The organism is Nocardioides pollutisoli (assembly GCF_040045055.1).
GTDB lineage: Bacteria > Actinomycetota > Actinomycetes > Propionibacteriales > Nocardioidaceae > Nocardioides > Nocardioides tweenelious.
In genome coordinates this window covers 383,434-409,211 of the sequence record NZ_JBDZDU010000002.1, presented here as the reverse complement: position 1 = coordinate 409,211, position 25,778 = coordinate 383,434, and the positions used below count along the sequence as shown (strand labels likewise).

Below are 25,778 nucleotides of genomic sequence, written 5' to 3'. Positions count from 1 at the left end.
CAGGTCGTCAGGCGGGTCGGAAGCGCTGGACGACTGCCCCCGAGCCGAGCTCCTGGCGATCGACGAGCTCGAGCTGGATGCGCTCGCCGAGGCCGGCGAGCAGCGTCGGCCCGTGTCCGGCGAGGATCGGCTGCACGACGAACTCGTACTCGTCGATCAGCCCGAGGTCCGCCAGCGCCCGGGGGAGCGTCACCCCGCCCACCCACAGGCCCTCGCCCGGCTCCTCCTTGAGCCGCTGGACCGCCTGACCCAGGTCGCCGCCCACCAGCTCGGCGTTCCAGTCGACGTCGCTCAGCGTGCCCGAAACGACGTACTTCTTGGCCTGGTCGATGGCCTCGGCGAACCGGATCTCGCGCTCACCCATCCAGTCGGGCCAGGTGCCGGTGGCCGGCCGCCGCCACGCCGACTCCATCATCTCGTAGGTCACCCGGCCGAAGAGGAGTGCGTCGGCTCGCTCCATCTGTGCGGCCCAGTAGCGCATCGACTCGTCGTCCGGCGGGAGCCCGGCCTCGTGGTGGCAGCAGCCGTCGAGCGTGACGTTGATCGAGTAGCGAAGTGGTCTCATCTCGTCTCCCTCCTCGAGGAGCTCGGCATGGACGGGAACGTACTCCCGGCGATCAGCGCCACCGTCCGTTCACCTAAAGTTCAGTAAATCACTCGAGTTTGGCCGACGAACGGTCCTGCTCGTGCATAGAGTCGCCGCTGACGGTCGACCCGACCGCATCGTCCCCACCGCACCAGTCGAGGATCACGACCAAGCACATGCGTCTCACCCCGTCCTTCCGCATCGCCCTCAGCGTGACCCTCGCGACCGCCGCGGTCGGTGGTGCCTTCGTGCACCGCGGTGACCACGCGCCGCTCCCCGTCGCCCTCGTGACCCCGGCGTCGGTCGCGCCCGCCGAGGCCCCGGTCGCCGTGCCCCAGGCGGGCATCGCCCTGGCGCCGCGGGCCGGGTCGGGTGTCGTTCGCGACGCGCTGAGTGCCCACGACCCCGACGCGGCCCTGTCCGCGATCCCGGCGACCGCGAAGGCGGCGTACCAGCGGGCGGCTGCGGTGATGACCGAGGTCGACACCGGCTGCGGCCTCACCTGGACGCTGCTCGCCGCGATCGGCGAGATCGAGTCCGACCATGGGCGCCACGGCGGCGCCACGCTGGGCGCCGACGGGGTCTCGACCCCGGCGATCCGTGGTGTCGCCCTCGACGGGCGCGGACGGGTCTCGAAGGTCCGCGACACGGATGCCGGCGCGATCGACGGGGACCGACGCTGGGACCGCGCGGTCGGGCCGATGCAGTTCCTGCCCTCCACCTGGCGCACGGTCGGTGTCGACGCCGACGGCGACGGCGTCCGGTCGGCCGACGACATCGACGACGCCGCGATGGGTGCGGCCGTCTACCTCTGCGCGGGCAAGGCCGACCTGACCACCCGCCCGGGCATGCGGTCGGCCGTCTACCGCTACAACCACTCGCAGTCGTACGTCGACGACGTGCTCCGGATCGAGGCGTCGTACGCCGCGGACGACGCCGTGGTCCCGGCGCTGCACGTCACCCCGGTCACCGTGCGGATCCCGGCCCACGCCCAGGTCGGTGCCGGCGACTCGGCCTCGCCGGCGAAGACCCCGCACGCCTCGGCCGGTCACCACCACGACGCTCACGAAGCAGGCCCGCACGGCCACCACGGTCACGCCGTCCACCAGCCCGACCCGGAGCCGACGCCTGACCCGACCACCGAGCCGGTCCCGACGACGGAGCCGGACCCGACGACGGAGCCGGACCCGACGACGGGGCCCAACCCGACCCGGACGCTGACCGGCACGTGGGTCGAGTGCGGCACGGAGACCGAGCCGGCGTGGTGCGTCGACGACGTCGAGATCTACGTCGGAGACGCCGACCACCTGGCCGCGACCGCGCTCGACGACTTCGACGCCGACGGGGTCGTCGAGACCAACGCCGAGGAGCTGACCGGCCTGCTCGACCAGCAGGTCACCGTCACGACGACCGCGATCGCGGGCGACGACCTGCCGTCGTTGCTGGCGGTCGGCGACCTCAGCTACCGCTGACAGCAGCAGCAGCGGACTCGCGCTGGCGGCGCCAGCCGTTCCAGTGCCAGTGCAGGTAGCGGTCGATCGCGCGCACCACGTGGACGCTGCGGATCGACGGGAAGACGTCGAACGCGTGCTGGGCACCCGGCAGCTCGGCGTACACGACCGTGGCGCCGGACGTCTCGCGCAGCCGGGCGACGAAGAGCCGGGCCTGCTCGACCGAGACCAGCGTGTCGTGGGCGCCGTGGAGGACGAAGAAGTCCGGCGCCTCCTTGGTGATCCGGAGCAGGGGAGTGCCGGCCTCGAAGACCTCCGGGTCCTCGGACCACTTCCGCTTGACGACGCGGGGTGCGAGGAACGTGTCGCGCATCAGCTCGGCACTCTTGAGACCGGTCGAGCCGGCGAAGTCGTAGACGCCGTAGTGGGGGACGGCGACGGCGACGCTGGTGTCGGCGTCCTCGAACCCGGGCTGGTAGTCGGGGTCGTTGGGCGTCACCGCGGCCAGCGCCGTGAGGTGACCGCCCGCCGAGCCGCCGGTGATGGCGATGTAGTCGGGGTCGCCGCCGTACTCCTCGATGTGCTCGCGGATCCAGGCGATCGCGCGCTTCACGTCGATGATCTGCGCGGGGAACGGGTCGCGGGGCGCGAGCCGGTAGTTGATCGCGACGCAGACCCAGCCCTTGGCAGCGAGGTGCTGCATGAGCGGGATGCCCTGCTGGTCCTTGTTGCCGATCGTCCAGCCGCCACCGTGCACCTGGAGGAGGACGGGCGCCTTCGAGACCTCGCCCTCGGCCGGCAGGTAGATGTCGAGCAGGCCGCGCTTGCCGTTCTCCGGTGCGTAGACGACGTTCTTCTCGACCCGGACCGAGACGTCGCGCATCCGGAACGGGTTGACCAGCTTGCGCCACGGCGTCCCGAGCTCGGCCGGCGTCGGCTGGGCGTCGAGCTGCTCGCCGTAGTCGAGGCCGAGGCCCTCGGTGAGCGCGTCCTCGGCGTCCTTCTGCACGCGCCGGGCCTGGTCGAGCAGGAAGGCCTGGCCGGCCAGGTTGGCCGCGGCGATCGCGAGCCCGGCGCGGCTGCGTCGACCTCGACGGCGTACGACGTGGGTCGTGGCGTCGAGCGCGGTCAACGCCATCAGGTGCTCGGCGAGCTCGGTCGTCAGCCAGCCGGCCGCGAAGGCGGGGATGCCGGCGCGGAAGCCGGGGACCGGGCGGATCGCGTTGGCGGTGAGGGCGGCGGTCACGAGCTGACGTCGCAGGAAGGACATGTGACAACCGTAGAACGTGGGGTCGGGACGCCCCGCCGTGCTCGACATCAGAGACTCGCGTGCCGAGGGGTGGCGAGGGCCGGAAGTCCCAGCGAGAGGAGCACGTCGGCCTGACGATCGGTCGTGGCGGCGAGGAGACTCGAGGTCACGGGGGTTCAACGTCGCGCGCGGGGGCACAGTTGCGGTGGGTGAGACGCCCGTCACGCGTGGCGGCGGAGCCTCGGCGTCGTTGAAGTAGAACAAGTTTCATTCCGGGGGAGTCGGAGGGTGCAGCACATGGACCGGTTGTCGGGGCTCGACGCGAGCTTCCTGTACCTGGAGACGCCCGCGCAGCTCATGCACGTCTGCGGGGTGATCGTGCTCGACCCGTCGACCATGCCCGACGGCTACACCTTCGAGGGCTTCCGCGACGAGATCGACCGCCGGGTCAGCGACGTCCCCGAGTTCACGCGCAAGCTGCGCAAGGTCCCGCTCGGGCTCGACCACCCGGTGTGGGTGAACGACCGGCACTTCGACATCGACCGGCACGTCCACCGCCTCGCGCTGCCGTCACCCGGCGGCGCGGCCGAGCTCGCCCAGCTCACCGGCCACTTCGCCGGCATCCCGCTCGACCGGTCCCGACCGCTGTGGGAGATGTGGGTCATCGAGGGGTACGACGACGGCAAGGTCGTCGTCTTCATGAAGATGCACCACTCGACCGTCGACGGGGTCTCGGGATCCAACCTGCTGTCCCACCTGTGCAGCCTCGAGGCCGGCGCGCCGCCGATGGAGCCCGCCCAGCCCCAGGAGCGCAGCCACGAGCCCGGCCAGGCCGAGCTCCTCGGTCGCGCGGTCGTCAGCTCGGTGACCCGCCCGCTCAACGCCGTACGCCTGGTCACGCCGTCCGCCCAGCTGGTGACCAGGACCATCGGTCGGGCCCGCGCCGGCACCGCGATGGCCGCCCCCTTCTCCGCGCCGCGGACGTCCTTCAACGGCACCATCACCGGGCAGCGCGTCATCGCCCTGGCCGACATGGACCTCGGCGACATCCGGCAGATCAAGAAGGTCACCGGCACGACGGTCAACGACGTCGTGCTCGCGGTGGCCGGCGGCGCGCTGCGCTCCTACCTCCTCGACCGCGACGAGCTGCCGTCCAGCTCGCTGCTGGCAACGGTGCCGGTGTCCGTGCGCTCGGAGTCGAAGCGATCCGGCGGGGCCAACAAGGTCTCCGCCCTCTTCGCCAAGCTCGGCACCGACACCGAGGACCCGCTCGAGCGGCTCCGCGACATGGCCGAGCGCAACAAGAACGCCAAGGAGCACCACCAGGCGATCAGCGCCGACTCGCTGCAGGACTGGGCCGAGTTCGCTGCGCCGCGCACCTTCGGCCTGGCCGTGCGGGCGTACGCCGGCTGGAAGCTGCCCGAGAAGCACCCCGTCGTGCACAACCTGGTCATCTCCAACGTGCCCGGGCCGCCGGTGCCGCTCTACTTCATGGGCGCGGAGATCCTGGGCCTCTACCCGCTCGGACCGGTCTTCCACGGCGCCGGCGTCAACATCACCGTGATGTCCAACAACGGGCACGTGCACGTCGGGATCATCGCCTGTCGCGAGTCGATGCCCGACGTCGACGACCTGGTCCAGCGCTTTCCGGTCGAGCTGGCCGCTCTCAAGGCCGCCGTGGTGGCCCAGCAGACCCCGACGCCGATCAGGCGGACGCGGAAGAAGTCCGCCGCCCGCTGACCCCGTCGCGCCGCGGGAAGTCGCGTCGACGGGCGTTGACGGTGGCCGCGGCCTCGAGCAGCGCGGGGACGAACCGCTCCGCCTGGAGCACGCAGGCCGCGTGGCCGCCCTTGAGGTCGTGAATGGTCGCGCCCGGGATCCGTCGCGCCAGGGCGATCTGGTTGTCGGGCGGCAGCACCTTGTCCTTGAGCGTGACGACGACCGCGGTGGGCACGTCGATCTTCCCCAACCAGGGCCGGGAGTGGTGCCGACCGAGGGCAGCGACGGCGGTGCCGACGGCCCAGGGGCTGGTGGTCCGGAACTCCTCGATCGCCCACTGGTAGATGTCGCCGGGCTCGAGGTCGAGCGCCTTGGCGGTGGTCTTCGCAGCGAGCACAGCGGTCCGCGAGCGCGACACCTCGCGGGTGCCGAACATCGCGACCTCGAGGCCCTGGTGGAAGAGCCGCTCCGGGATGGAGGAGCGGAACCGGTCGGTCGTCGCGCAGAGGATGAGCCCGCCGATCTTCTCGCCGTGCTGGCGCCAGACCCGCTGGGCGATGATCGAGCCCATGGAGTAGCCGGCCACGATCGGCTGGTCGAGCTCGAGGACGTCGATCAGGGCGGCGACGTCGTCGGCGCAGTCGTAGAGCGAGAACCCCTCGGACTGGATGCCGCGACCGTGCCACCGCTGGTCCATCGTGATCACCCGGAAGCGCCGCGACAGCGGCTCGATCGACGGGAACCAGGTCAGCAGCCCGGTGCACCCGACGGCGTGCAGCAGCACGATCGCGGGGGAGTCCGGGCTCGGGCCGGGAGTGTCGGTGACGTACGTCGATCCGCGCCCCGGCAGTTCGACCATCGCTCCGGACGGGATCCGGGTGTACGGGATGTAGACCCGGCGGGTCATGAAGCCTCGAGGTGAGAGAAAGCCCATCGTTGCTCCTCTCTCGACGGCGTCCTACTCGCTAGAGTAGAACAGGTTACAGTTTTGATCCGGCAGATACCCGGTGTACCCGAGACGGTCGTAGGAGATGCACGTGACGCAGGATGCCCAGTCGTCCGCAGAAGCGGTCGAGGCTGTTCGCTCGGTGGCCCGAGAGGCCCTGGACCGCGTCGGCGACGACACGGAGCAGGCCTGGGAAGCGCTGGCCGCGGCCGGACTGCTGTCCCTGCCCGTGCCGGAGGCGCAGGGTGGCGAGGGGCTCGGACTGTCCGAGGTGGCCGTGCTGCTGCGCGAGACAGGTGCCCGCGCCTACCAGCTCCCGGTCTGGGAGACGCTCTGCTGCGGGGTCCTGACCCTGGCCGCCGTCGGGTCCGAGGAGCAGCGCGAGGCGCTCCTTCCGGGGGTCGCGGCCGGGAAGACCCTGCTGACGCCGGCGATCCGCGACTTCGGGGACCCCGTCACCTTCTCCTTCGACACGGTGACCGGCCGCAAGATCGGCGTGACGTACGCCGACCGGGCCGCTCGCCTGCTCGTCACGGCGACCGACGGCGAGCGTGAGGTCGTCGCCCTGGTCGACCCGGCCGGACCGGGCGTGACACTGCTCGAGTCGCACTCGTCGTACGGCGACCCGCAGTACACCGTCGTCCTCGAGGGAGCGCCCGCCGAGCTGCTCCCGGGCGACGACGCCGCGCGGGTCCTGAGGGAGCTGGCGACGGTCGGCCTGTGCCTGACGGCCGCCGGCCTGGTCGCCGGAGCGCGCGACCTGACGGCGACGTACATCAAGGGCCGCACGCAGTTCGGGCGGTCGCTGGCGGAGTTCCAGGCCGTCGCGATGCAGATCGCCGACGTCTACATCGCCTCGCGCACCCTGGCCCTCGCCGCCGACAACGCCGCGTGGCGGATCACCTCCGGGCTCGACGTCACCGACGACCTGGCGGTCGCGGCCTACTGGGTCTGCCACGAGGCGCCGGCCGCGATGCGCACCTGCCACCACCTCCACGGCGGCATGGGCGTTGACATCACCTATCCGATGTCGCGCTACTTCTCGTGGATCACCGACATCTCACACGCGCTCGGCGCGCGGGCGGAGGACGTGCACACCGAGGACCCGACCTCGAAGAACCTCGAGCTCACCGAGGAGCAGCGCGCGCTCAAGGCCGAGCTGCGGGACTACTTCACCGGCCTCGCCGACCAGAACGAGCACCGCGACATGGGGCTCGACCGGCACGGCGAGACCTACCAGCGCGTCGTACGCCAGATGGGCTCCGACGGCTGGATGGGCGTCGGCTGGCCGAAGGAGTACGGCGGTCACGGGCTCGGCGAGATCGAGCAGACGATCTTCGCCAACGAGGCCCAGCGCGCCGACGTCCACCTGCCGGCGGTGACGCTCCAGACCGTCGGCCCCACGCTGATCAAGTACGGCACCGAGAAGCAGAAGGACATGTTCCTGAAGCGGATCCTGGCCGGCGACGTGCACTTCGCGATCGGCTACAGCGAGCCCGACGCCGGGACCGACCTCGCCGCGCTGCGGACGACCGCCAAGCGCGACGGCGACCACTACGTCGTCAACGGGCAGAAGCTCTGGACGACCGGTGGGCACCAGGCCGACTACGTGTGGCTCGCGGTGCGCACCGACACCGACGCCCCGAAGCACAAGGGCATCTCGATCCTGATCGTCGACACCAGAGACCCCGGCTACTCCCACACGCCGATCATCACGGCCGACGGCTCTCACCACGTCAACGCGACGTACTACAACGACGTGCGGGTCCCGGTCGACATGCTGGTCGGCGAGGAGAACCAGGGCTGGAAGCTGATCACCACCCAGCTCAACCACGAGCGGGTCATGCTCGGCCCGGCCGGGCGCATCGAGGGACTGCGCGACCGCGTGGCGGAGTGGGCGACGAAGGCGGGGGTCATCGACCAGCCCGACGTACGCCGCACGATGGGCGAGGTGACCGCGGTCTTCCGCGTCAACGAGCTGCTCAACTGGGAGGTCGCCCGCGCTGCCGCGAAGGGCGAGATCTCCGTCGGCGACGCGTCGTCGTCCAAGGTCTTCGCGGCCGACCAGGTGCAGCACCTCTCGTCCGACCTGGTCGACATCGTCCACCGCTACGGCGATCCCGCTGATGAGGAGACCGATCACCTGATGACCTACCTGGACGGCCAGGCCAAGCGCAACCTCGTCCTCACCTTCGGTGGTGGGGTGCAGGAGGTGCAGCGTGAGCTGATCGCGATGTTCGGCATGGGCCTGCCGCGGGTGCCCCGATGACGGGGCACACTTCTGGGGGCCACGAGCGGATCATGGCGGAGGCCGAGCGGATCAAGGCTCTGGGCGAGGCGTCGGAGTCGCAGGCGCCGTACGAGGTCAACCAGCCGACGATCGGCACCTGGCTCGACGCGATGGGCTACGACAACGAGCGCTTCCGCAACGGCGAGGCGCCGCCCTCGATGGCCCAGGTCTGGACCATGCCCGGGCTCGGTCGGCGGCGTCCGAGCGACGACCCGCTGAGCACGATGATGGAGGTCCTCACCGACGCGGGCTACACCGCCGTGCTCGGCACCAACTGTGAGCAGACCTACGAGCGCTACCTCAAGGTCGGCGAGCAGCTCCGGGTCACCACCGCGCTCGACTCGGTGGCCGGTCCCAAGAACACCGCGATGGGCGAGGGCTACTTCGTGACGTCGCGCAACACCTGGTACGTCGGCGACGAGAAGGTCGCGACGATGCTCTTCCGGGTGCTGAAGTTCATCCCGAAGGAGAAGGCATGACTGCCGGCGTGATCCGGCCGATGATGGGCCGCGACTCGCAGTTCTTCTGGGACGGCACGGCCGTCGGCGAGCTGCGGATCCAGAAGTGCAACGCCTGCGGTGCCCTGCGGTTCCCGCCCGGTCCGACGTGTGTCGTGTGCGGCAAGTTCGACCGCGGCCACGTGGTGGCGGCCGGCACCGGCACCGTCTTCTCGTACGTCGTGCACCGCTACCCGCCCGTCCCGGGCAAGGAGCTGCCGATCGTGATCGCCCTGGTCGACCTCGACGAGGGCGTCCGGATGGTCGGCGAGGTCGTCGACATCGCTGACACCGAGATCGAGATCGGGATGCCCCTGCGCGTGGACTACCGCCGCATCGACGACGAACTCACCCTGCCGATCTGGAGACGAGCATGATCACCCTGGAGGCCGGGCAGGAGCTCCCGGAGTGGAGCCTGCCGATGACCCCGACGACGATCGTGAGCACCGCGATCGCCACCCGCGACTGGCAGGACGTCCACCACGACCGCGACATCGCCCAGGCGGCCGGGTCGAAGGACATCTTCATGAACATCCTGACCAGCAACGGCCTGGTCGAGAAGTTCGTGGTCGACGCCATCGGTCACGACGCCCAGCTCGCCGGCATCGCGATCCGGCTGGGTGCGCCCGCGCACCCCTACGACACGCTGACCTTCCGCGGCACCGTCGAGTCGGTCGAGGACGGCATCGCGACGATCAAGGTCGTCGGCTCCGTGTCGCTCGGCGACCACGTCACCGGCACCGTGCGGGTGCACACATGAGCCTCTACCGCAAGGCCGCGATCGTCGGCATCGGCGCCACGGAGTTCTCCAAGGCGTCCGGGCGCTCCGAGCTGCAGCTCTCCGTCGAGGCGGTCCAGCACGCGCTGGCCGACTGCGGGCTGACCGTCGACGACGTCGACGGCCTCACGACGTTCACGATGGACACGTCCTCGGAGATCGCCGTCGCCCGCGAGCTCGGCATGAAGGAGATGCGCTTCTTCAGCCGCATCAACTACGGCGGCGGCGCTGCGTGCGCGACCGTCCAGCAGGCCGCGATGGCCGTCACGACCGGTGTCGCCGACGTCGTCGTCTGCTACCGCGGCTTCAACGAGCGCTCGGAGTCGCGCTTCGGCCAGTTCTCCGTGGCCGCTGCGACGCAGGTCAACACCAACGGTCTCGACAACGCCTTCTCGTACCCCATGGGCCTCGGCACGCCGGCCGCGACCGTGGCGATGCAGGCGACCCGCTACATGCACGAGTACGGCGCGACCTCGCGCGACTTCGGGGCCGTGGCGGTCGCCGACCGCCGGCACGCCGCCACCAACCCGAACGCGTTCTTCTACGGCAAGCCGATCACCATCGAGGACCACCAGGCCTCGCGGATGATCGTCGACCCGCTGCACCTGCTCGACTGCTGCCAGGAGTCCGACGGGGCGCAGGCGCTGGTCGTCGTGTCGGCCGAGCGGGCGCGCGACCTGAAGCAGAAGCCGGCGTACATCGCGGCTGCTGCGCAGGGGAGCGGCGCCGACCAGTTCGTGATGACGTCCTACTACCGCGACGACATCGGCATCCCCGAGATGGGCGTGGTCGGCCGCGAGCTGTGGCGCCAGTCCGGGCTCGGTCCCGACGACATGCGGATGGGCATCCTCTACGACCACTTCACGCCGTACGTCCTGATGCAGCTCGAGGAGCTCGGCTTCTGCGGCCGGGGCGAGGCACCCGGCTTCGTCGCCGACGGCCGGATCGAGGTCGACGGCGCGTTCCCGCTCAACACCCACGGCGGCCAGCTCGGTGAGGCCTACATCCACGGCATGAACGGCATCGCCGAGGGCGTCCGCCAGATCCGCGGCACCTCGGTCAACCCGGTCGACGACGTGGAGCACCTCGTCGTCACCGCCGGCACCGGCGTCCCCACCAGCGGCCTGGTCCTCTCCGTCTGACCGTTGAATCGAGACTTCCGTCGGTCGAGTCGAGAGTTCCGTCGGTCGAATCGAGGGTTTCGTCGGTCGAATCGAGGGTTTCGTCGGTCGAATCGAGGGTTTCGTCACCACCTCCGGTTGGCGTACGTCGGTTCGAGCGCTGCCCGGAGCGTGCGCAGCCACCGGTCGAGAGCGTCGGCAGTGAAGTCGCCGTGCTCGACGACGATGACGGTCCAACCGTGGTCGCGGAGCCACCCGCGGCGCCTCTCGTCGTGTGCGCGCTGCTCGGGAGTGGAGTGGTGTTCGCCCCCGTCGTACTCGACGCACACCTTCCTGCGCCGGTAGGCGAGGTCGAGACGGTACGTCGGGACTCCGTCGATCTCGATCCAGAGCTGCGGCTCGGGAAGCGGCAGCTCGGCGTCGGCGATCGCGAGGAAGCACCAGGCCTCGCGCTGCGACTCGAAGCGCGGGTCGACGAGACCAGCGAGGGAACGGAGCTGGATGACGCCGCGGCGTCGCCGGTAGCGCGACAGCTCGCGGACGAGGTCGACGCGGGTGAAGTCGTGCCCGCGTGCCAGGGCGCACATGGCGGCGTAGGCCTCGCGGCGGCGCAGGCAGCAGCCGAGGTCGAGCGCCGTACGCAGCGGCGTGGTCACGCGTACGCCGTGGAGGAGCATCGTGTCGCGCGCGGTCAGGTCACGGGTCCGACCGTCGACGCCGCCGATCATGGTCGGCGCGTTCCAGCGCAGCGCGCACGCTTCGACGACCGGTTCACCGTCGAGCTCGCCGTACACGTGCGCGTCGACGCCGTGGAGCCACGCGGCGGTTCGGTCGGTGACGACCTGATGGGGTCCGACCGCCCTCGCCAACGCGGCCGCGCGCAGCTCGATGCCGTCGCTCCTGGTGCTGACGACGAACACACCTCGCAGGACGCTCCGGATGACACCCGAGCGATGCGCCCTGCGCAGGTCGGACTCGGTGAGGTCGAGCGCACGCAGGTCGGCGCGGGTGAAGGGATCGTCGGGCCACCGGTTCATGGCGGCAGCCTCTCCGCTCCGCTCGCAGGTGGCCGGGCGCCGGACCCGAGGCTGTGGAGGACGGGTCTACGACTCGCTCCTGTGGACGGTGAGTGGTCTCAGGCGATCCAGAAGTCTCGACTCGACGGACGAAACTCTCGACTCAACCGACGGAAGTCTCGATTCAACCGTGCAGCTTCTCGGCGAAGAAGGACAGGACGCGGTCGACGGCCTCCTGCTGGCGGTGCTCGGTGACGGTGGAGTGGCCCTTGCCGTCGAACTCGACGCGGATGAAGCCGTCGCCGAGCTCGCGGGTGAGGGTCTCGAAGCGCGTGCCGACGGCCATGTCGGACTTGTAGCGCAGACCGAGGACCTGGCAGCCGCCGGCGACGCGTTCCTTGACCGTCGACAGGTCGGCGGGGGAGAGGTTGAGGTCGGCGCCGCGCTTCCTGCCCACGGCGAACGGCAGCGACGGCTGGGCCAGGACCGGCGCGACGACGGAGGTGTCGACCATCATCGCCAGCGCGAAGCCGCCGGTGAAGCACATGCCCAGCGCCCCGACGCCCGGCCCGCCGAGCTCCTCGTGCAGCGTCCGAGCGAGCGACCGCAGCCACACGGCGATCGGCGAGGTCTGGCCGACCGCCATGGTCGTGAACTCCTTGCTCACGCACAGCTTCGGCAGGACCGTGCCGATGTAGGCCGGACTCATTGGCTTCTCCGGCGTACCGAACAGGTGCGGCATCACGACGGTGTACCCGGCGTCCACGACCTCCTGCCCGAAGGCGATCACCTCCGGCGTGATCCCGGGGATCTCGTGGATCACGATGACGCCGGGACCGGTGCCCTTGCGGTACGTCGGATGGGTGACGCCGTCGGCCGAGTGCTCGCCCGCGGTCCAGCTGTCCAGGAGGGTCATGCGCTGAGTATCGCGGGACCGGCTCTGCTGCGTTTGTGACCTGCGTCACGGGGAAGGGGGCTCCCCGGTGCCCACTCGGGGTGCGCCGACGAAGGAGTAGTGATGAGACGGATCGTGCTCGCAGGAGTAGTGGCAGCGCTGGGGATCAGCGGGACGGCGACGGCGAGCGGAGTCCTCGCCCCGACCCAGGCCCCGGACGAGGCGGCGCTCGCGCCGCTGCGCGGGTCGCCCAGCCACCAGGTCGAGAAGCGGATCGACCGGCTGATCGGCAAGATGACGACGGCGGAGAAGCTGCAGCAGGTGCAGCTGCTCTCGGACGGCCAGGTGACCGACGCCGACGCGAAGGCCGGGGTCGGCGGCGTCTTCAGCCTCACCGACCCGGCGAAGATCGACCACCTCCAGCACGTCGCGATGACCCAGTCGCGGCTGCACATCCCGATCCTGTTCGCCTACGACACGATCCACGGCTACCGCACGATCTTCCCGGTGCCGCTCGGCGCCGCGAGCTCCTTCGACCCCGACGTCGCGCGCACCGACGCCCGGATCGGCGCCCGCGAGTCCGCGACGGTCGGCATCAAGCAGGTCTACAGCCCGATGGTCGACGTCTCCCACGAGCCGCGCTGGGGCCGGATCGTCGAGGGCAACGGCGAGGACCCGTACGTCGGCTCCGTCTTCGCGGCCGCCCGGGTCAAGGGGGCGCAGGGCGATGACTACAGCAAGCCCGACAAGGTCGTGACCAGCGTCAAGCACTTCGTGGGGTACGGCGCCCCCGAGGGTGGCCGTGACTACAACACGACCGACATGTCGGAGCAGACGCTGCGCAACCTCTACCTCCCGCCGTTCAAGGCCGCGATCGACGCCGGCGCCGACACGGTGATGTGCTCGTTCAACTCGCTCAACGGGGTGCCGGGCTGCGCCAACTCCTACACCGAGACCCAGATCCTCAAGAAGGAGTGGGGCTTCGACGGCTTCATCGAGAGCGACTACACCGCGGTCGCGGAGACACGGGCGTGCCCGCCCGTGAAGCCCGACGAGGGTCCCTGCGGCCACGGCACCGCCGCCGACGGACCGAGCGCCGGCGCCAACGCGCTGATGGCCGGCACCGACTCCGAGATGGTCAGCACCAACATCCGTGACTACGGCAAGCAGCTGCTCGCCAGCCACCAGATCACCATGAAGCGGCTCGACGACGCCGTACGCCGGATCCTGCGGGTCAAGTTCCGCGCCGGCCTCTTCGAGCACCCCTACGTCGACCAGGCGAAGGCGGCCGACCCGGCCAGCTTCGTGACCGACGCGGACCGCGCTGCGGCGCGCACCGCGGCCGGCCGGTCGATGGTGCTGCTCCAGAACGACGACAGCACGCTGCCCTTCGACAAGACCAAGAACACCGCGGTCATCGGGCCGCTCGGCGACGACCAGCACGACATGCTCGGCCCCTGGTGGGGCAAGGGCGAGGACGACGACGCGGTCAGCGTGCGCACGGGCATCGCGGACGCGTCGACCGGCACGACGACGTACGTCCAGGGCTGCTCGCTCAGCAACGAGGAGCCGCCCGACTACGACCCTGCCGACGACTGCACCTCGGACGACGCGTTCGCGGACGCCGTCGCCGCGGCGACCGCCGCGGACCAGGTCGTGCTCGCCGTCGGTGAGACCCGGGAGATGAGCGGCGAGGCGACGTCGCGGTCCACCATCGACCTGCCGGGCGACCAGCAGAAGCTGATCGACGCGATCGCGGCGACCGGCAAGCCGCTGGCCGTCGTGCTGTTCAACGGGCGTCCGCTGACGCTCTCGAAGGTCGTCGACGCGGCGCCCGCCGTGCTCGAGGCGTGGTTCCCCGGCACCGAGGCCGGCAACGCGGTCGCGGACGTCGTCTTCGGCAAGGTCAACCCCGGCGGCAAGCTGCCGGTCTCCTTCCCGCAGGCGCTCGGCCAGGTCCCGATCTACTACAACCACGAGCCGACCGGCCGCCCGTGCGACGTCGACCAGAAGTACGACTCGCGCTACCGCGACCTGCGCACCTGCGACCCGCTCTTCCCGTTCGGCTTCGGGCTGAGCTACACCACGTTCGACGTCTCCGGCCTCCAGCTCAGCCGCAGCTCGGTGAAGCGCAGCGGGAGCGTCGTGGTGTCGATGAAGGTCACCAACACCGGTGACGTCGCCGGTGACGACGTCGCTCAGCTCTACCTCCACGACCCGGTCGCGAGCATCTCGCAGCCGGTGCGTCGGCTGCGCGGCTTCGAGCGCGTGACGCTCGCCCCCGGGGCGTCGAAGACGCTGCAGTTCACCCTCGACGCGAGCGACTTCGGGTTCTACGACAACCGTGGCAGGTTCGTGGTCGAGCCGGGCGCCATCCAGGTGTACGCCGGCGACGACTCGACGGCGACGCTGACCAAGACGTTCCAGGTGACCCGATGAGTTGACCGCTCGGGCCGGATCACACGGGAGAAGGCAGTCACCCAGGCTGCCCGTCTCCTGGAGGACCACATGCCCGACACCCGACACCGTCCGTGGGTCATCGTGCTCACGGCGATCGGTTCCTTCATGGCCGCCCTCGACACGTTGGTGGTCACGACGGCGATCCCGACCATCCGCGCCGACCTGGGGGCCACGCTGCCCCAGCTCGAGTGGACGATCAACGCCTACAACCTCAGTCTCGCCGTGCTGCTCGTGCCGGCCGCCGTCCTCGGCGACCGGCTCGGGCGGGCGCGCTGCTACGCGGCCGGGCTCGGACTCTTCGCGCTGGCGTCGCTCGGCTGCGCGCTGACCTCGTCGGTGGGGGTGCTCATCGCGATGCGCGCCGTCCAGGGCGTGGGCGCCGCCCTGGTGCTGACGCTCGGGCTGGCGCTCCTCACCGGTGCCTTCCCCGCCGAGCGCCGGGGAGAGGCGGTCGGCCTCTACAGCGCCGTCACCGGGATCGCGGTCGCCTGCGGACCGCTGATCGGCGGCCTCGTGGTCGGGGGGCTCGACTGGCAGTGGATCTTCTGGCTCAACGTGCCGATCGGCCTGGTCGCCGTACCTCTCGTGCTGCGTCACGTCCCCGAGGTCCGCGTGCCGGACAGCACCCTCGACATCCCCGGGGTCCTGCTCCTGGGCGCCGGCTGCTTCGCGGTGGTGTGGGCGCTCGTACGCAGCGCGACGATCGGCTGGGGTGAGCCCGAGGTGATCGGCTCCCTGGTCGTGGGCGCGCTCCTGATCGGCGCCTTCGCTCTCTGGGAGCGCCGCGCCGCCCATCCGCTCATCCCGGGCAGCCTGCTCGCCCGACGCGGGTTCGTGGCCGGCAACGTCGCGAGCGCGCTGACGCTCGCCTCCCTCTTCTCGGCGGTCTTCTTCTACGGCCAGCTGCTCCAGGTCGTGATGGGGGAGAGCCCGCTCGGCGCCGGGCTCAGGCTGATGGCCTGGACCGGGACCTTCATCGTCGTGGCGCCCGGGGTCGGCAAGCTCGCCGACCGGATCGGCGAGCGCTTCCTGCTCGGCACCGGGCTGCTGATCCAGGCCGCCGCGATGCTCTGGCTGGCGGGGGTGGTCGACACGTCGAGCACCTACCTCGACGTGCTCGGACCGTTCGTGGTCGGCGGCGTCGGGGTGTCGATGGCGGTGCCGTGCGGCCAGAGCGCGGTGATCTCGGCGGTGGAGGACCGCGACGTCGGCACCGCCGCCGGGGTCAACAGCACGATGCGCGAGCTCGGTGGGGTCTTCGGGATCTCCGTGACCGTCGCCGTCTTCGGGGCGTACGGCGGCTACGGCTCGCCGCAGGACTTCCTCGACGGCTTCGTGCCCGCGCTGATCACCGCTGCCACCCTGTCGGCCGCCGGTGCTGCCGCCGGGCTCGCCCTCCCGTCCCGCCGCCGTTTTGCCGCGCCGGTCGTGGCGGTGGCGTCGTGAGCGCCGTGATGGTGCGCTACCGGGTGCGCCCGGAGTGCGTGGCGCTCAACGAGTCGCTCGTCCGCGAGGTCTTCGCCGAGCTCGAGGCGACGGCTCCCGAGGGACTCGTCTACCAGTCGATGCTGCTCGCCGACGGAGTCACCTTCGTCCACCTCGTCGAGGCCGGCGACGACGAGGCGCTCCAGGCGACCCCGGCCTTCCAGCGGTTCGCCTCGACTGTCGGCGAGCGGTGCGAGAATCCACCCGTGGCCGTCGGCGTACGTCGCATCGGCCGCTACGACGGCAGCCACGAGGGGAGCCAGCCGTGATCACCACCGACGACCCGGCCGCGTTCGACGAGCTCGTCGCGCCGCTGCGGCCCGGACTGCTGCTCCATTGCTACCGGATGCTCGCCTCCGCCCACGACGCCGAGGACGCCGTGCAGGAGACGCTGATCCGGGCGTGGAAGAGCATCGACCGGTTCGAGGGACGCAGCGCGCTGCGCACCTGGTTGGTCACGATCGCGACCAACGTCTGCCTGCGTGAGATCGAGCGGCGCGGGCGGCGGGTGCTGCCCATCGACCTCTCGCCCGCGGCACGACCCGGGGTCGCGCTCGGTGCGCCGCTGACCGAGACGGTCTGGTTGGGTCCGCTGCCCGGTGCGGGACTCACCTGGGAGTCGTCGCCCGTCGACGCGGTCTACGAGCAGAAGGAGGCCGTCGAGCTCGCGTTCGTCGCGGCACTGCAGCACCTGCCCCCGCTCCAGCGAGCGGTGCTGGTCATGCGTGAGGTGCTCGCGATGCCCGCTGCCGAGGTCGCCGACGCGCTGGAGACGAGCGTGCCGGCGGTCAACAGCGCGCTGCAGCGTGCCCGCGCCACGATGCGCGAGCGGATGCCCGAGCGCAGCCAGCAACAGGTGCTTCGCGACCTGGGCGACGACAAGGTCCGGGCGACCGTGGCGGCGTACGTCGCCGCCTGGGACCGCGCTGACGTCGACGCGGTGGTCGCGCTGCTCACCGACGACGTCGTGATGGCGATGCCGCCGTTCGGGGAGTGGTACGCCGGACGCGCCGCGGTGGTCGACTTCATCGGCACCTACCCCCTGCGCGAGGGCCGCCGGTGGTCGTGCCGCGCGGGGACCGCCAACGGCCAGCCGACCGTCGAGAAGCACGTGTGGGACGACGAGGTCGGGGCGTTCCTCGCCCACAGCATCACGGTGCTGACCTTCGCCGCTGACGGGCGCATCGCCAGCCTCGACTCGTTCCTCGACCCGACCCTGGTCGCCTAGCGCCGGACGCCGCGGGTCGGTGGCTCGGTCGTCGGGTCGTCCGGCCAGGCGTGCTTGGGGTAGCGCCCCCGCAGCTCGGAGCGCACCTGCGGGTAGCCGTTCGCCCAGAACGACGCCAGATCGGCCGTGACGGCGGCCGGCCGTCGGGCGGGGGAGAGCAGGTGCAGGAGCAGCGGCACCCGGCCGTCGGCCAGCCGCGGGGTGGCCGACCAGCCGAAGACCTCCTGGATGCGTACGGCGAGCACGGGCTGGTCGCCGTCGTAGTCGACCCGGATGCCGCTGCCGCTCGGCACCACCACCCGCTCGGGTGCGAGCTCGTCGAGCCGACCGGCCTGCGGCCAGGGCAACAGGCGGCGCAGGGCGGTGAGCACGTCGATCCTGCGCAGGTCGCGGGTGCCGCGGATCCGGGCCAGCTCGGGACCGAGCCAGTCCTCGAGGCCAGCGGTGAGCGCGTCGTCGGAGACGTCCGGCCACGGCTCGCCCAGCGCCCGGTGCAGGAAGGCCATCCGGGCCCGGAGCGCCGTCGCCGCCTCTGTCCAGGGGAGAGCGCTGAGGCCCTCCTGGCGCAGCCCCTCGCGCACGGCACCCGCGACCAGCGCCGCGGGCGGGTCGGTCATCGGCACCGAGGTCAGCTCGATCGCGCCGAGCGCGACGACCCGACGGGCGACGACGCGGCCGTCCGACCAGGCCACCTCCTCCGACTCGTGCCACAGCGCCGACGCGGCCTCGAGCGCCAGGTCCTCGGTGATCGGCGCGGCCGAGCGCACCGTGGCGTCCCGGACGCCCGGCCGGCGGTCCGCGTCGGCGATCGCGAGCCAGGGCTGGCCGGCGAGCGCGGAGCCGGGCGCCAGGGCGGCACCGGTCCCCGAGGTCAGCAGGTACGACGTACCTCCCGGGCGCAAGCGCGCGATCCGGTCCGGGTGGGCGAGCGCGACGACGATCCCGACGGCCAGGTCGTCGGTGATCGTGGGCTGGTCCGAGGCGGTGAGCGTCGCGCGGAGCTGCTTGGTCGACGCTGTCCACGCGGAGCTCTCCGGTCCTCCACGGCGTACGGAGCGGAGCGCGGCGACCAGGTCACCGCCAGGCGCTCGCACGTCCTCGGACAGCAGGGCCACGACCTCGGCCGCGCGCCGGTCGCCCACGACCGCGGCGCCGTCGAGCAGTGCCCGCGCGAGCCTCGGGTCGGCAGCGACGCCGGCGATCGCCCGGCCGCGCTCGGTGATCGCCCCGCCGTCCGTGACCGCGCCGAGGCCGATGAGAGTCGACCGAGCGGCCGCCACGGCCGCCTCGGGCGGCTGGTCCATCAGGGCGAGGCCGGCCGGATCGGGGATGCCCCAGGCCGCGATCTCCAGGGCGAACGAGGTGAGGTCGGCGGTCGCGATCTCGGGTTCGGGGTGGGCGGCGAGGTGGGCGTGCTCGGCCTGCGACCAGCAGCGGTAGACCGCACCGGGCGCCTCACGGCCGGCGCGACCCGCGCGCTGCTCGGCGGCGGCCCGACTGACGCTGACGGTGACCAGCCCTGCGAGGCCGCGCCGGTGGTCGGTGCGCGGCTGACGGGCCAAGCCCGCGTCCACGACGGTGCGGACCCCGGGCACGGTCAGCGACGACTCGGCGACCGCGGTCGACACGACGACCCGGCGCCGCTCACCGGCGCTCAGGGCGAGGTCCTGCTCGCGGTGGGGCAGCCCACCGTGGAGCGGGCGGACGTCGGCGTCCACGCGGTCCAGCCGTCTGGCCACCCCGGACACCTCGGCCACTCCCGGCAGGAAGACGAGCACGTCGCCGGGCTGCTCGGCGAGGGCCCGGCGTACGCACGCGGCGACGTGGTCGAGGAACTGCGGCGTGAGGCCGCGGTCGTCGCTGCGCCGTACGCCCGGCGGGAGCGGGCACCACACCTCGGTGACCGGGTGCAGCGCGCCGGGCACGGTGACGACCGGGGCACCGCCGAGGAGCTCGGCGGTCCGTCCGGCCTCGACGGTCGCCGACATGGCGACGAGCGCGAGGTCGGGCCGCAGGTTGGCGCGGACGTCGACGAGCATCGCGAGCGTGAGGTCGGCGTCCAGCTGGCGCTCGTGCACCTCGTCGAGGACGACCGCCGCGACCCCGGGCAGGTCGGCGTCCCGCTGGAGCCGGCGCAGGAGCACGCCGGTCGTCACGAACTCGATCAGCGTGCGGGCGCTGGTCTGCCGGTCGCCGCGGACGGAGTAGCCGACGGTCTGACCGACCGGCTCGTCCAGCAGCTGGGCGAGGCGTCGGGCCGCGGCCCGGGCGGCGATCCGGCGCGGTTGCGTGACGACGACCCGACCGTCCACCAGCGCGGCGACCGCGGGCGGGACGAGGGTCGTCTTGCCGGTGCCGGGCGGCGCCTGCACCACCACCGCGCCGTACGCCGAGAGCCCCGTCGTGATCTCGGCGAGGCCGTGACGGACCGGCAGTGCCGGGGGATCCGCGAGGAGGCGCTGGATCTGGTCGACGGGCACGACCTCAGTCTGGCGGGTCAGTAGGGTCGGACGCATGGCCGACCTCCCCGTGCTCGACGCCGAGGAGCAGCGCATCCTCGGCAGCCTGCTCGAGAAGCAGCGCACCGTGCCCGCGTCCTACCCGCTCACGCTGAGCTCGTTGCGCAGCGCCTGCAACCAGACCAGCAGTCGCGACCCGATCGCGGACTACGACGAGCAGACCGTCGAGCAGGTCGGCCGCCGGCTCAAGGACCGTGGCCTGCTCCGGATCGTCTGGTCCGACAGCGGCCGGCGGACGTTGAAGTACCACCAGGTGCTCGACGAGACGCTCGGGCTGGGCGACGAGGAGCGCGCCATCGTCACGGTGCTGCTCCTGCGCGGGCCGCAGGCACCCGGCGAGCTGAAGACCCGCACCGAGCGGCTGCACCCGTTCGCCGACCGAGGCGCGGTCGAGGCGGTCCTGCGCGAGATGGCCGAGCGGGGGCTGGTCGTCGAGCTGCCCCGTCAGGCCGGTCAGCACGACAACCGCTGGGCGCACTGCCTCGGCGAGGTGGCCACGGTCGCGGCCGTCGCCGCAGCGCCCGCCGTGGACCGCGACTCGGTGCTCGCGGACGGTGCCGACGCCCGGGACCAGCGAGTGCGTGCGTCGTACGACGCCGTGGCGGCCGCCTACGCCGAACGGCTGTCCGGCGAGCTGCTCGACGGGCTGCCCTTCGAGACGTGGCTGCTCGACCGGGTGGCCGCGCACGCCGACGGCGGCCCGGTGGTCGAGGTCGGCTGTGGACCGGGCCACGTCACGGCGTACCTCGCCGACGCCGGCGCCGACGCGTTCGGCATCGACCTCTCGCCCGCGATGGTGGAGCAGGCGCGGACCCGCTACCCGGACGGCGCCTACGAGGTCGGCGACCTGCGCAGGCTGATGCGTCCGACCACGGCGACCGGCTGGTCGGCCGTGCTCGCGTGGTACTCCCTCATCCACCTGGCCGCCTCCGAGCTGCCCGACGCGATCGGTGCGCTGACCCGGCCGCTCGCGCCCGGCGGGTGGCTCGTCCTCGCCCTGCACGCCGGCGCCGAGGTGCGTCACCACGACGAGTGGTTCGACGTCCCGGTCGACCTCGACTTCGTCTTCAACGAGACCGAGGACGTCGTCGCGCTGGTGCGGGCGGCCGGTCTGGTCGACGTCGAGTGGTACCGCCGCGGTGCCCTGGAGCACCGGGGCGAGACCAGCAATCGGCTCTACGTGATCGCCCGCAAGCCCTAACCGTTGAGTCGAGACTTCCGTCAGTCCAATCGAGAGTTTCGTCAAGCGGAAGTCTCGACTCAACTGACGGAAGTCTCGACTCAACCAGCGACGAGGGCCTCGGAACGCTCCCAGAGACCGTCGATCAGGGCCTGGTCGTGGGCCTGCTTGTTCTCGTGGCCGTCGATCTTGAAGCGGCTGAAGTAGCGCCCGTTGATCTCGGGGTCGGGACCGCGCTCGGCGAGGGCGATCAGCGGCGCCGCGCCGTCCGGGACGCTGATCGTGGCGAACCGCTTGATCGGGGAGCGGTAGACCAGACCGATGAACCACGAGTCACGGCCGAACGAGCTGCCTGCGGGGCCGGGGTGGACGGCGGCCGAGACCACGCCGTCGTCGGACCAGCGCTGGGCGATGCCGCGGGTGAAGAGGATGTTCATGAGCTTGCCGGTGCCGTAGGCCCGGAGCTCGGAGGTCCGACGGTGCTCGTAGTCGAGGTCGTCGAGCACGATCTTGCCCATCAGGTTGCCGATGCTGGAGGTGTTGACGACCAGCGAGGACCCGGCGGCCGCGAGCTTCGGGCGCAGCAGCTGGGTGAGCAGGAACGGCGCCAGGTGGTTGACCTGGAAGTTCGGCTCGTGGCCGTCGTGGGTCTTCTTCGACGGCACGAACGTGCCGCCCGCGTTGTTCATCAGGAGGTCGAGCGTCTCCACGCGCTCGCCGACCTGGTCAGCGAGGCGGCGTACGTCGTCGAGGCGGGAGAAGTCAGCGATCAGCGGCTCGGTGCCGACCGCCTCGGCGATCGGTCGCAGCTTGTCCGCGGACCGCCCGGTCACGTGGACGGTCGCTCCCTTGCCGGCCAGCACGCGCGCGGTCTCCGCGCCGATCCCGTCGCTCGCGCCGGTCACCAGGACCGTGCGGCCCACCATCGTCTGATCGCTCATGCGAGGGACAGTACGACGTCACCGAGCACCGGTGCGCCGTCGCGCTCACCGCCGGCGATGGCCGCGGAGCCGATGATCCGGCCCCCGTCTCGCCAGCCGCGGATCCGGATCGTCTCGCCCGGGAAGACCACGCCGGCGAACTTCACGGCGAAGCCCCCGACCCTCGTCGCGTCGCCGTCGAGCAGCTGCTCGGTCAGCGTGCGCAGGACGATCCCGTAGGAGCACAGCCCGTGCAGGATCGGCGCCGGGAAGCCGGCTGCTTTCGCGAAGTCAGGGTCGGCGTGCAGCGGGTTGCGGTCGCCGCAGAGCCGGTAGAGCAGGGCCTGCTGCGGCCAGACGTCGTACGTCGTGTCCGTGTCGGGGGCGCTGTCGGGGAGCTCGACGGGCTCCGACGAGCCGCGGTCGCCGCCCCAGCCGCCCTCGCCCTTGACGAAGATCGACGAGCGGGTGGTCCACAGCTCCTCGCCCGACGCCGAGCGGGCGACGCCCTCCTGCCAGATGACCGCGGCCTTGCCCTTGTCCCAGATCTCGCTGATCCGGGTCGTCACGGTCGCCGATCCCGAGGTCGGGAGCGCGCCGTTGACGGAGATGGACTGCGAGCCGTGCACGACCTGGGCGAGGTTGATGTCGCAGCCGGGCAGGTCGAGCGGGGGCGGGTCGCTGGCATGGAACGTCGGGGCGACGACGCCGAAGGACGGCAGCACCTGGAGTCCGGCGCTCTCGAGCGTGTAGGACAGGTCGGTCGAGCCGAGCGCGAGGTGGTAGAGCAGCACGTCGCTCTCCGACCAGGAGAAGTCGACCGAGCCGAGCTCGGCGCCGATCGCGATGTCGGGGTCGATGGGCATCAGGCAGTCTCCTCGGTCACCGGGTTTCGAGACGGTTGCTGCGCAACCTCCTCAACCACCGGCGTCTGCGAGATCGTCTCGGCGGCGAGGTAGCCGAAGGTCAGCGCGGGGCCGATCGTCGCGCCGGGGCCGGCGTACGTGTTGCCCATGACGGCGGACGACACGTTGCCGGCGGCGTACAGGCCGGGGATCGTGGAGCCGTCGGCCCGCAGCACGCGCGCCTTCTCGTCGGTCACGAGGCCACCCTTGGTGCCGAGGTCGCCGGGCACGATCTTGACGGCGTAGAACGGCCCCTGGTCGATGCTGTGCAGCGACGGGTTCGGCTTGACGGTCGGGTCGGAGTAGTACTTGTCGTAGCCGCTCTCGCCGCGGTGGAAGTCCGCGTCGACCCCGGTCGAGGCGAAGCCGTTGAAGCGCTCGACGGTCGCCGTCAGTGCGTCGGCAGGTACGTCGATCTCGGCGGCCAGCGCGGCGAGCGAGTCCGCCTTCTTCACGGTGCCGTTCTTGTACCACCGGCCCGGGAAGGGCTGGCGCGGCGAGAGGCCGGCGAAGAGGTAGCGGTTGCGGTAGCGCTGGTCGATGATCATCCACGCGGGCACGTGGCCGACGCCGGTCGCCTCGCCCTTGTAGATCTCGTGCACGGCCTCGACGTACGGCAGCGCCTCGTTCATGAAGCGCCGGCCCGCCTGGTTGACGATGATCGAGCCGGGCAGGTTGCGCTCGGCGAGGCAGAACCAGGGACCGGACGGCAGCGGGATGGTCGGACCCCACCAGGCGTCGTCCATCAGGTCGATGTCGGCGCCGGCGGCGATGCCGGCGAGCACACCGCCGCCGGTGTTGAACTGGGAGCCGGTCGTCCAGTCGACCGAGGTCGGCTGGGGCTGGTACTTCTCCCGCATCTCGAGGTTCTTCTCGAAGCCGCCGCTGCCGAGGATGACGCCGCGGCGGGCGCGGACGACCGTCTCGGTGCCGTCGCGCAGCACGCGGACGCCGACGACGCGACCGTCCTCGATGACCAGGTCGGTCAGCTCGGTCTCGTAGGCGACCGGCACACCCGCGTCGACCAGGCCCTTGCGCAGCCCGATCGCGATCGCGTTGCCCATCGCGTACATCTTCTGGCCGCGCAGCAGGCTGACGATGCGCTTGACGAGGACCTTCACCATCGTGAGCGGGCCCCGGATGGTGCGCAGCCCGAGGCTGATCTTGCGGTAGTCGGCCTGGGTGACGATCAGGTTGGCCGGGGCCTTCGTGTACGCCGGGTGCAGGTGGGACAGCTCCTCGCCGAGGAACCGGGCGTCGAGCGGGATCGGCTCCGCGGAGCGTCCGGCCAGGCGGCCGCCGGGGGCCTCCGGGTGGTAGTCGGCGTAGTCCGGCACCCAGGTGAAGCGCAGCGGGGTCTTCTCCTTGATGAAGTCCAGGACCTCCGGACCGCGCTCGAGGTAGGTGTCGCGGCGCACCTTCGGCACCACGTCGCCGACGATGGAGTCGAGGTAGAGCTTGGACGCCTCGGGGTCGTCGCCCTGACCGGCCGCCTTCAGCGCGTAGTTGTTGGGGATCCAGACTCCGCCGCCGCTGCGCGCGGTCGAGCCGCCGAAGTAGGCGCTCTTCTCGATCAGCACGGTGTCGAGGCCACGGGCCTTCGCCGCGAGCGCCGCGGTCATGCCGGCGCCACCGGCGCCGACCACCACGACGTCGACAGCCTCGGGGAGGGGGGTCGTCATGGCGAGAAACTGTAACAGGTTCTACTATCGTCACGTGACCTCTCCGGACTCCATCTCGGCCGCTGTGACGCGTCTCTCCGAGGCGCAGGCGACGCGGGTCCCGTGCCCGCCGGTGCGCGACCTGATCGGCACCGACGACCTGCCCGCGGCGTACGCCGTGCAGCAGGGTCTCGTGCAGGCACGGATCGCCGGGGGAGCGCGCGTGGTCGGGCGCAAGATCGGTGCCACGTCGGAGGCGGTGCAGAACCAGCTGGGCGTCGACCAGCCCGACTTCGGCTACCTGCTCGACGACATGGACGTCAGTGCCGGCGCCGTCGAGGGGGCGGACCCGATCTCGATGCACACGCTGCTGCAGCCGCGGGTCGAGGGCGAGGTCGCCTTCGTCCTCGCGCAGGACATCGACCCGGCCGACGAGGCCGACATCACCATCGAGCTGGTCCGTGCCGCGGTCGAGGTGGCGCTCCCAGCACTGGAGATCGTCGACTCCCGGATCGCCGACTGGGCGATCGGCTTCACCGACACCGTCGCCGACAACGCGTCGAGCGGGCTCTTCGTCGTCGGCCAGGAGGGCCGCAGCCTCGACGAGGTGGAGCCGGTCGACGTCACCATGTCGCTGACCATCAACGGCGAGGAGCGCTCGTCGGGCAACGGCGCCGCCTGCCTCGGCGACCCGCTCGAGGCGCTGCGCTGGCTCGCGGTGCAGGCCTATCGTTTCGGCGACCCGCTGCGCGCCGGCCACCTGATCCTGTCCGGGGCCCTGGGCCCGTTCGTGCCGTTCGCCCCGGGGGACCGGGTCGTGGCCACCATCAGCGGCTTCGCGCCGTTGAGTGTCACTTTCAAGGAGTGAGCAG

General features: G+C 71.5%; 22 protein-coding genes. 13 read left to right on the top strand and 9 right to left on the bottom strand.

Annotation, left to right across the window (positions count from 1 at the left end; translation table 11 throughout):
• Positions 1 to 7 precede the first annotated feature (7 nt).
• Complete coding sequence (locus ABLE68_RS20040) at positions 8 to 565, bottom strand: dihydrofolate reductase family protein (RefSeq protein ID WP_348873712.1); 558 nt, start codon at positions 563 to 565, stop codon at positions 8 to 10.
• 197 nt (positions 566 to 762) lie between these two features.
• Here ABLE68_RS20040 and ABLE68_RS20035 point away from each other — a divergent pair, with 197 nt between their 5' ends.
• Positions 763 to 2,058, top strand: a complete 1,296-nt coding sequence (locus tag ABLE68_RS20035; RefSeq protein ID WP_348873710.1) for a lytic transglycosylase domain-containing protein — start codon at positions 763 to 765, stop codon at positions 2,056 to 2,058.
• Here the strand turns inward: ABLE68_RS20035 and ABLE68_RS20030 are convergent.
• The gene (locus ABLE68_RS20030) at positions 2,045 to 3,307 is read right to left on the bottom strand and encodes an alpha/beta hydrolase fold domain-containing protein (protein ID WP_348873708.1); all 1,263 of its coding nucleotides are present in this window, start codon (positions 3,305 to 3,307) and stop codon (positions 2,045 to 2,047) included. The two genes, ABLE68_RS20035 and ABLE68_RS20030, sit on opposite strands and share 14 nt — an antisense overlap.
• 276 nt (positions 3,308 to 3,583) lie before the next feature.
• Between ABLE68_RS20030 and ABLE68_RS20025 the strand changes: the two genes are divergently transcribed.
• A complete protein-coding gene (locus ABLE68_RS20025) occupies positions 3,584 to 5,026 on the top strand; it encodes a WS/DGAT/MGAT family O-acyltransferase (RefSeq protein WP_348873707.1) in 1,443 nt (480 codons plus the stop codon).
• Here the strand turns inward: ABLE68_RS20025 and ABLE68_RS20020 are convergent.
• Positions 4,992 to 5,912, bottom strand: a complete 921-nt coding sequence (locus ABLE68_RS20020; RefSeq protein ID WP_348873705.1) for an alpha/beta fold hydrolase — start codon at positions 5,910 to 5,912, stop codon at positions 4,992 to 4,994. The genes ABLE68_RS20025 and ABLE68_RS20020 overlap by 35 nt on opposite strands.
• A 124-nt stretch (positions 5,913 to 6,036) precedes the next feature.
• Between ABLE68_RS20020 and ABLE68_RS20015 the strand changes: the two genes are divergently transcribed.
• The 5 genes from ABLE68_RS20015 to ABLE68_RS19995 are packed head-to-tail and all read left to right on the top strand — an operon-like array spanning position 6,037 to position 10,658.
• Positions 6,037 to 8,220 (top strand): acyl-CoA dehydrogenase family protein, encoded by a 2,184-nt coding sequence (locus tag ABLE68_RS20015; RefSeq protein ID WP_348873704.1) that lies wholly within the window; start codon positions 6,037 to 6,039, stop codon positions 8,218 to 8,220.
• Positions 8,217 to 8,720, top strand: coding sequence for an FAS1-like dehydratase domain-containing protein (locus ABLE68_RS20010; protein WP_348873702.1), 504 nt, complete (start codon positions 8,217 to 8,219; stop codon positions 8,718 to 8,720). The genes ABLE68_RS20015 and ABLE68_RS20010 overlap by 4 nt, the downstream gene beginning before the upstream one ends.
• A complete protein-coding gene (locus tag ABLE68_RS20005) occupies positions 8,717 to 9,115 on the top strand; it encodes a Zn-ribbon domain-containing OB-fold protein (RefSeq protein ID WP_348873700.1) in 399 nt (132 codons plus the stop codon). Before ABLE68_RS20010 ends, ABLE68_RS20005 begins: the two co-directional genes overlap by 4 nt.
• A complete protein-coding gene (locus ABLE68_RS20000) occupies positions 9,112 to 9,498 on the top strand; it encodes a MaoC family dehydratase (RefSeq protein ID WP_348873698.1) in 387 nt (128 codons plus the stop codon). Before ABLE68_RS20005 ends, ABLE68_RS20000 begins: the two co-directional genes overlap by 4 nt.
• Positions 9,495 to 10,658, top strand: a complete 1,164-nt coding sequence (locus ABLE68_RS19995) for a lipid-transfer protein (protein ID WP_348873697.1) — start codon at positions 9,495 to 9,497, stop codon at positions 10,656 to 10,658. The genes ABLE68_RS20000 and ABLE68_RS19995 overlap by 4 nt, the downstream gene beginning before the upstream one ends.
• Before the next feature lie 104 nt (positions 10,659 to 10,762).
• Here ABLE68_RS19995 and ABLE68_RS19990 read toward each other — a convergent pair whose 3' ends face one another.
• Together ABLE68_RS19990 and ABLE68_RS19985 are read right to left on the bottom strand one after the other, a co-directional pair.
• On the bottom strand, positions 10,763 to 11,674 hold the full coding sequence (locus ABLE68_RS19990) for a DUF559 domain-containing protein (protein ID WP_348873695.1): 912 nt from the start codon (positions 11,672 to 11,674) through the stop codon (positions 10,763 to 10,765).
• Between the two features lie 163 nt (positions 11,675 to 11,837).
• Entirely contained in the window at positions 11,838 to 12,569 is a 732-nt protein-coding gene (locus ABLE68_RS19985) for a dienelactone hydrolase family protein (RefSeq protein WP_348873693.1), read from the bottom strand.
• A gap of 102 nt (positions 12,570 to 12,671) precedes the next feature.
• Between ABLE68_RS19985 and bglX the strand changes: the two genes are divergently transcribed.
• The 4 genes from bglX (at position 12,672) to ABLE68_RS19965 (ending at position 17,721) form a co-directional block, all read left to right on the top strand.
• A complete protein-coding gene (gene bglX, locus ABLE68_RS19980) occupies positions 12,672 to 14,987 on the top strand; it encodes a beta-glucosidase BglX (RefSeq protein WP_348873692.1) in 2,316 nt (771 codons plus the stop codon).
• Between the two features lie 69 nt (positions 14,988 to 15,056).
• Complete coding sequence (locus ABLE68_RS19975; RefSeq protein WP_348873690.1) at positions 15,057 to 16,454, top strand: MFS transporter; 1,398 nt, start codon at positions 15,057 to 15,059, stop codon at positions 16,452 to 16,454.
• Positions 16,451 to 16,762: a hypothetical protein gene (locus ABLE68_RS19970; RefSeq protein ID WP_348873688.1), complete on the top strand. Its 312-nt coding sequence runs from the start codon at positions 16,451 to 16,453 to the stop codon at positions 16,760 to 16,762. The genes ABLE68_RS19975 and ABLE68_RS19970 overlap by 4 nt, the downstream gene beginning before the upstream one ends.
• Positions 16,759 to 17,721, top strand: a complete 963-nt coding sequence (locus tag ABLE68_RS19965; RefSeq protein WP_348873686.1) for an RNA polymerase subunit sigma-70 — start codon at positions 16,759 to 16,761, stop codon at positions 17,719 to 17,721. Before ABLE68_RS19970 ends, ABLE68_RS19965 begins: the two co-directional genes overlap by 4 nt.
• Here the strand turns inward: ABLE68_RS19965 and hrpB are convergent.
• A complete protein-coding gene (gene hrpB / locus ABLE68_RS19960) occupies positions 17,718 to 20,201 on the bottom strand; it encodes an ATP-dependent helicase HrpB (RefSeq protein ID WP_348873685.1) in 2,484 nt (827 codons plus the stop codon). The two genes, ABLE68_RS19965 and hrpB, sit on opposite strands and share 4 nt — an antisense overlap.
• A 34-nt stretch (positions 20,202 to 20,235) precedes the next feature.
• Between hrpB and ABLE68_RS19955 the strand changes: the two genes are divergently transcribed.
• Positions 20,236 to 21,441: a DUF480 domain-containing protein gene (locus ABLE68_RS19955; RefSeq protein ID WP_348873684.1), complete on the top strand. Its 1,206-nt coding sequence runs from the start codon at positions 20,236 to 20,238 to the stop codon at positions 21,439 to 21,441.
• Positions 21,442 to 21,521: 80 nt separating this feature from the next.
• On the opposite strand, the gene ABLE68_RS19950 is transcribed toward ABLE68_RS19955, so the two are convergent.
• The 3 genes from ABLE68_RS19950 to kstD are packed head-to-tail and all read right to left on the bottom strand — an operon-like array spanning position 21,522 to position 24,927.
• Positions 21,522 to 22,361, bottom strand: a complete 840-nt coding sequence (locus ABLE68_RS19950; protein ID WP_348873683.1) for an SDR family NAD(P)-dependent oxidoreductase — start codon at positions 22,359 to 22,361, stop codon at positions 21,522 to 21,524.
• Positions 22,358 to 23,206 carry a MaoC/PaaZ C-terminal domain-containing protein gene (locus ABLE68_RS19945; protein ID WP_348873682.1) on the bottom strand — a complete coding sequence of 283 codons (849 nt, stop codon included), beginning with the start codon at positions 23,204 to 23,206 and terminating at the stop codon, positions 22,358 to 22,360. The genes ABLE68_RS19950 and ABLE68_RS19945 overlap by 4 nt, the downstream gene beginning before the upstream one ends.
• Positions 23,206 to 24,927, bottom strand: a complete 1,722-nt coding sequence (gene kstD, locus ABLE68_RS19940; RefSeq protein WP_348873680.1) for a 3-oxosteroid 1-dehydrogenase — start codon at positions 24,925 to 24,927, stop codon at positions 23,206 to 23,208. The genes ABLE68_RS19945 and kstD overlap by 1 nt, the downstream gene beginning before the upstream one ends.
• A gap of 34 nt (positions 24,928 to 24,961) precedes the next feature.
• Between kstD and ABLE68_RS19935 the strand changes: the two genes are divergently transcribed.
• Positions 24,962 to 25,774 carry a 2-keto-4-pentenoate hydratase gene (locus tag ABLE68_RS19935; protein WP_348873678.1) on the top strand — a complete coding sequence of 271 codons (813 nt, stop codon included), beginning with the start codon at positions 24,962 to 24,964 and terminating at the stop codon, positions 25,772 to 25,774.
• The last annotated feature ends 4 nt before the right edge of the window (positions 25,775 to 25,778 follow it).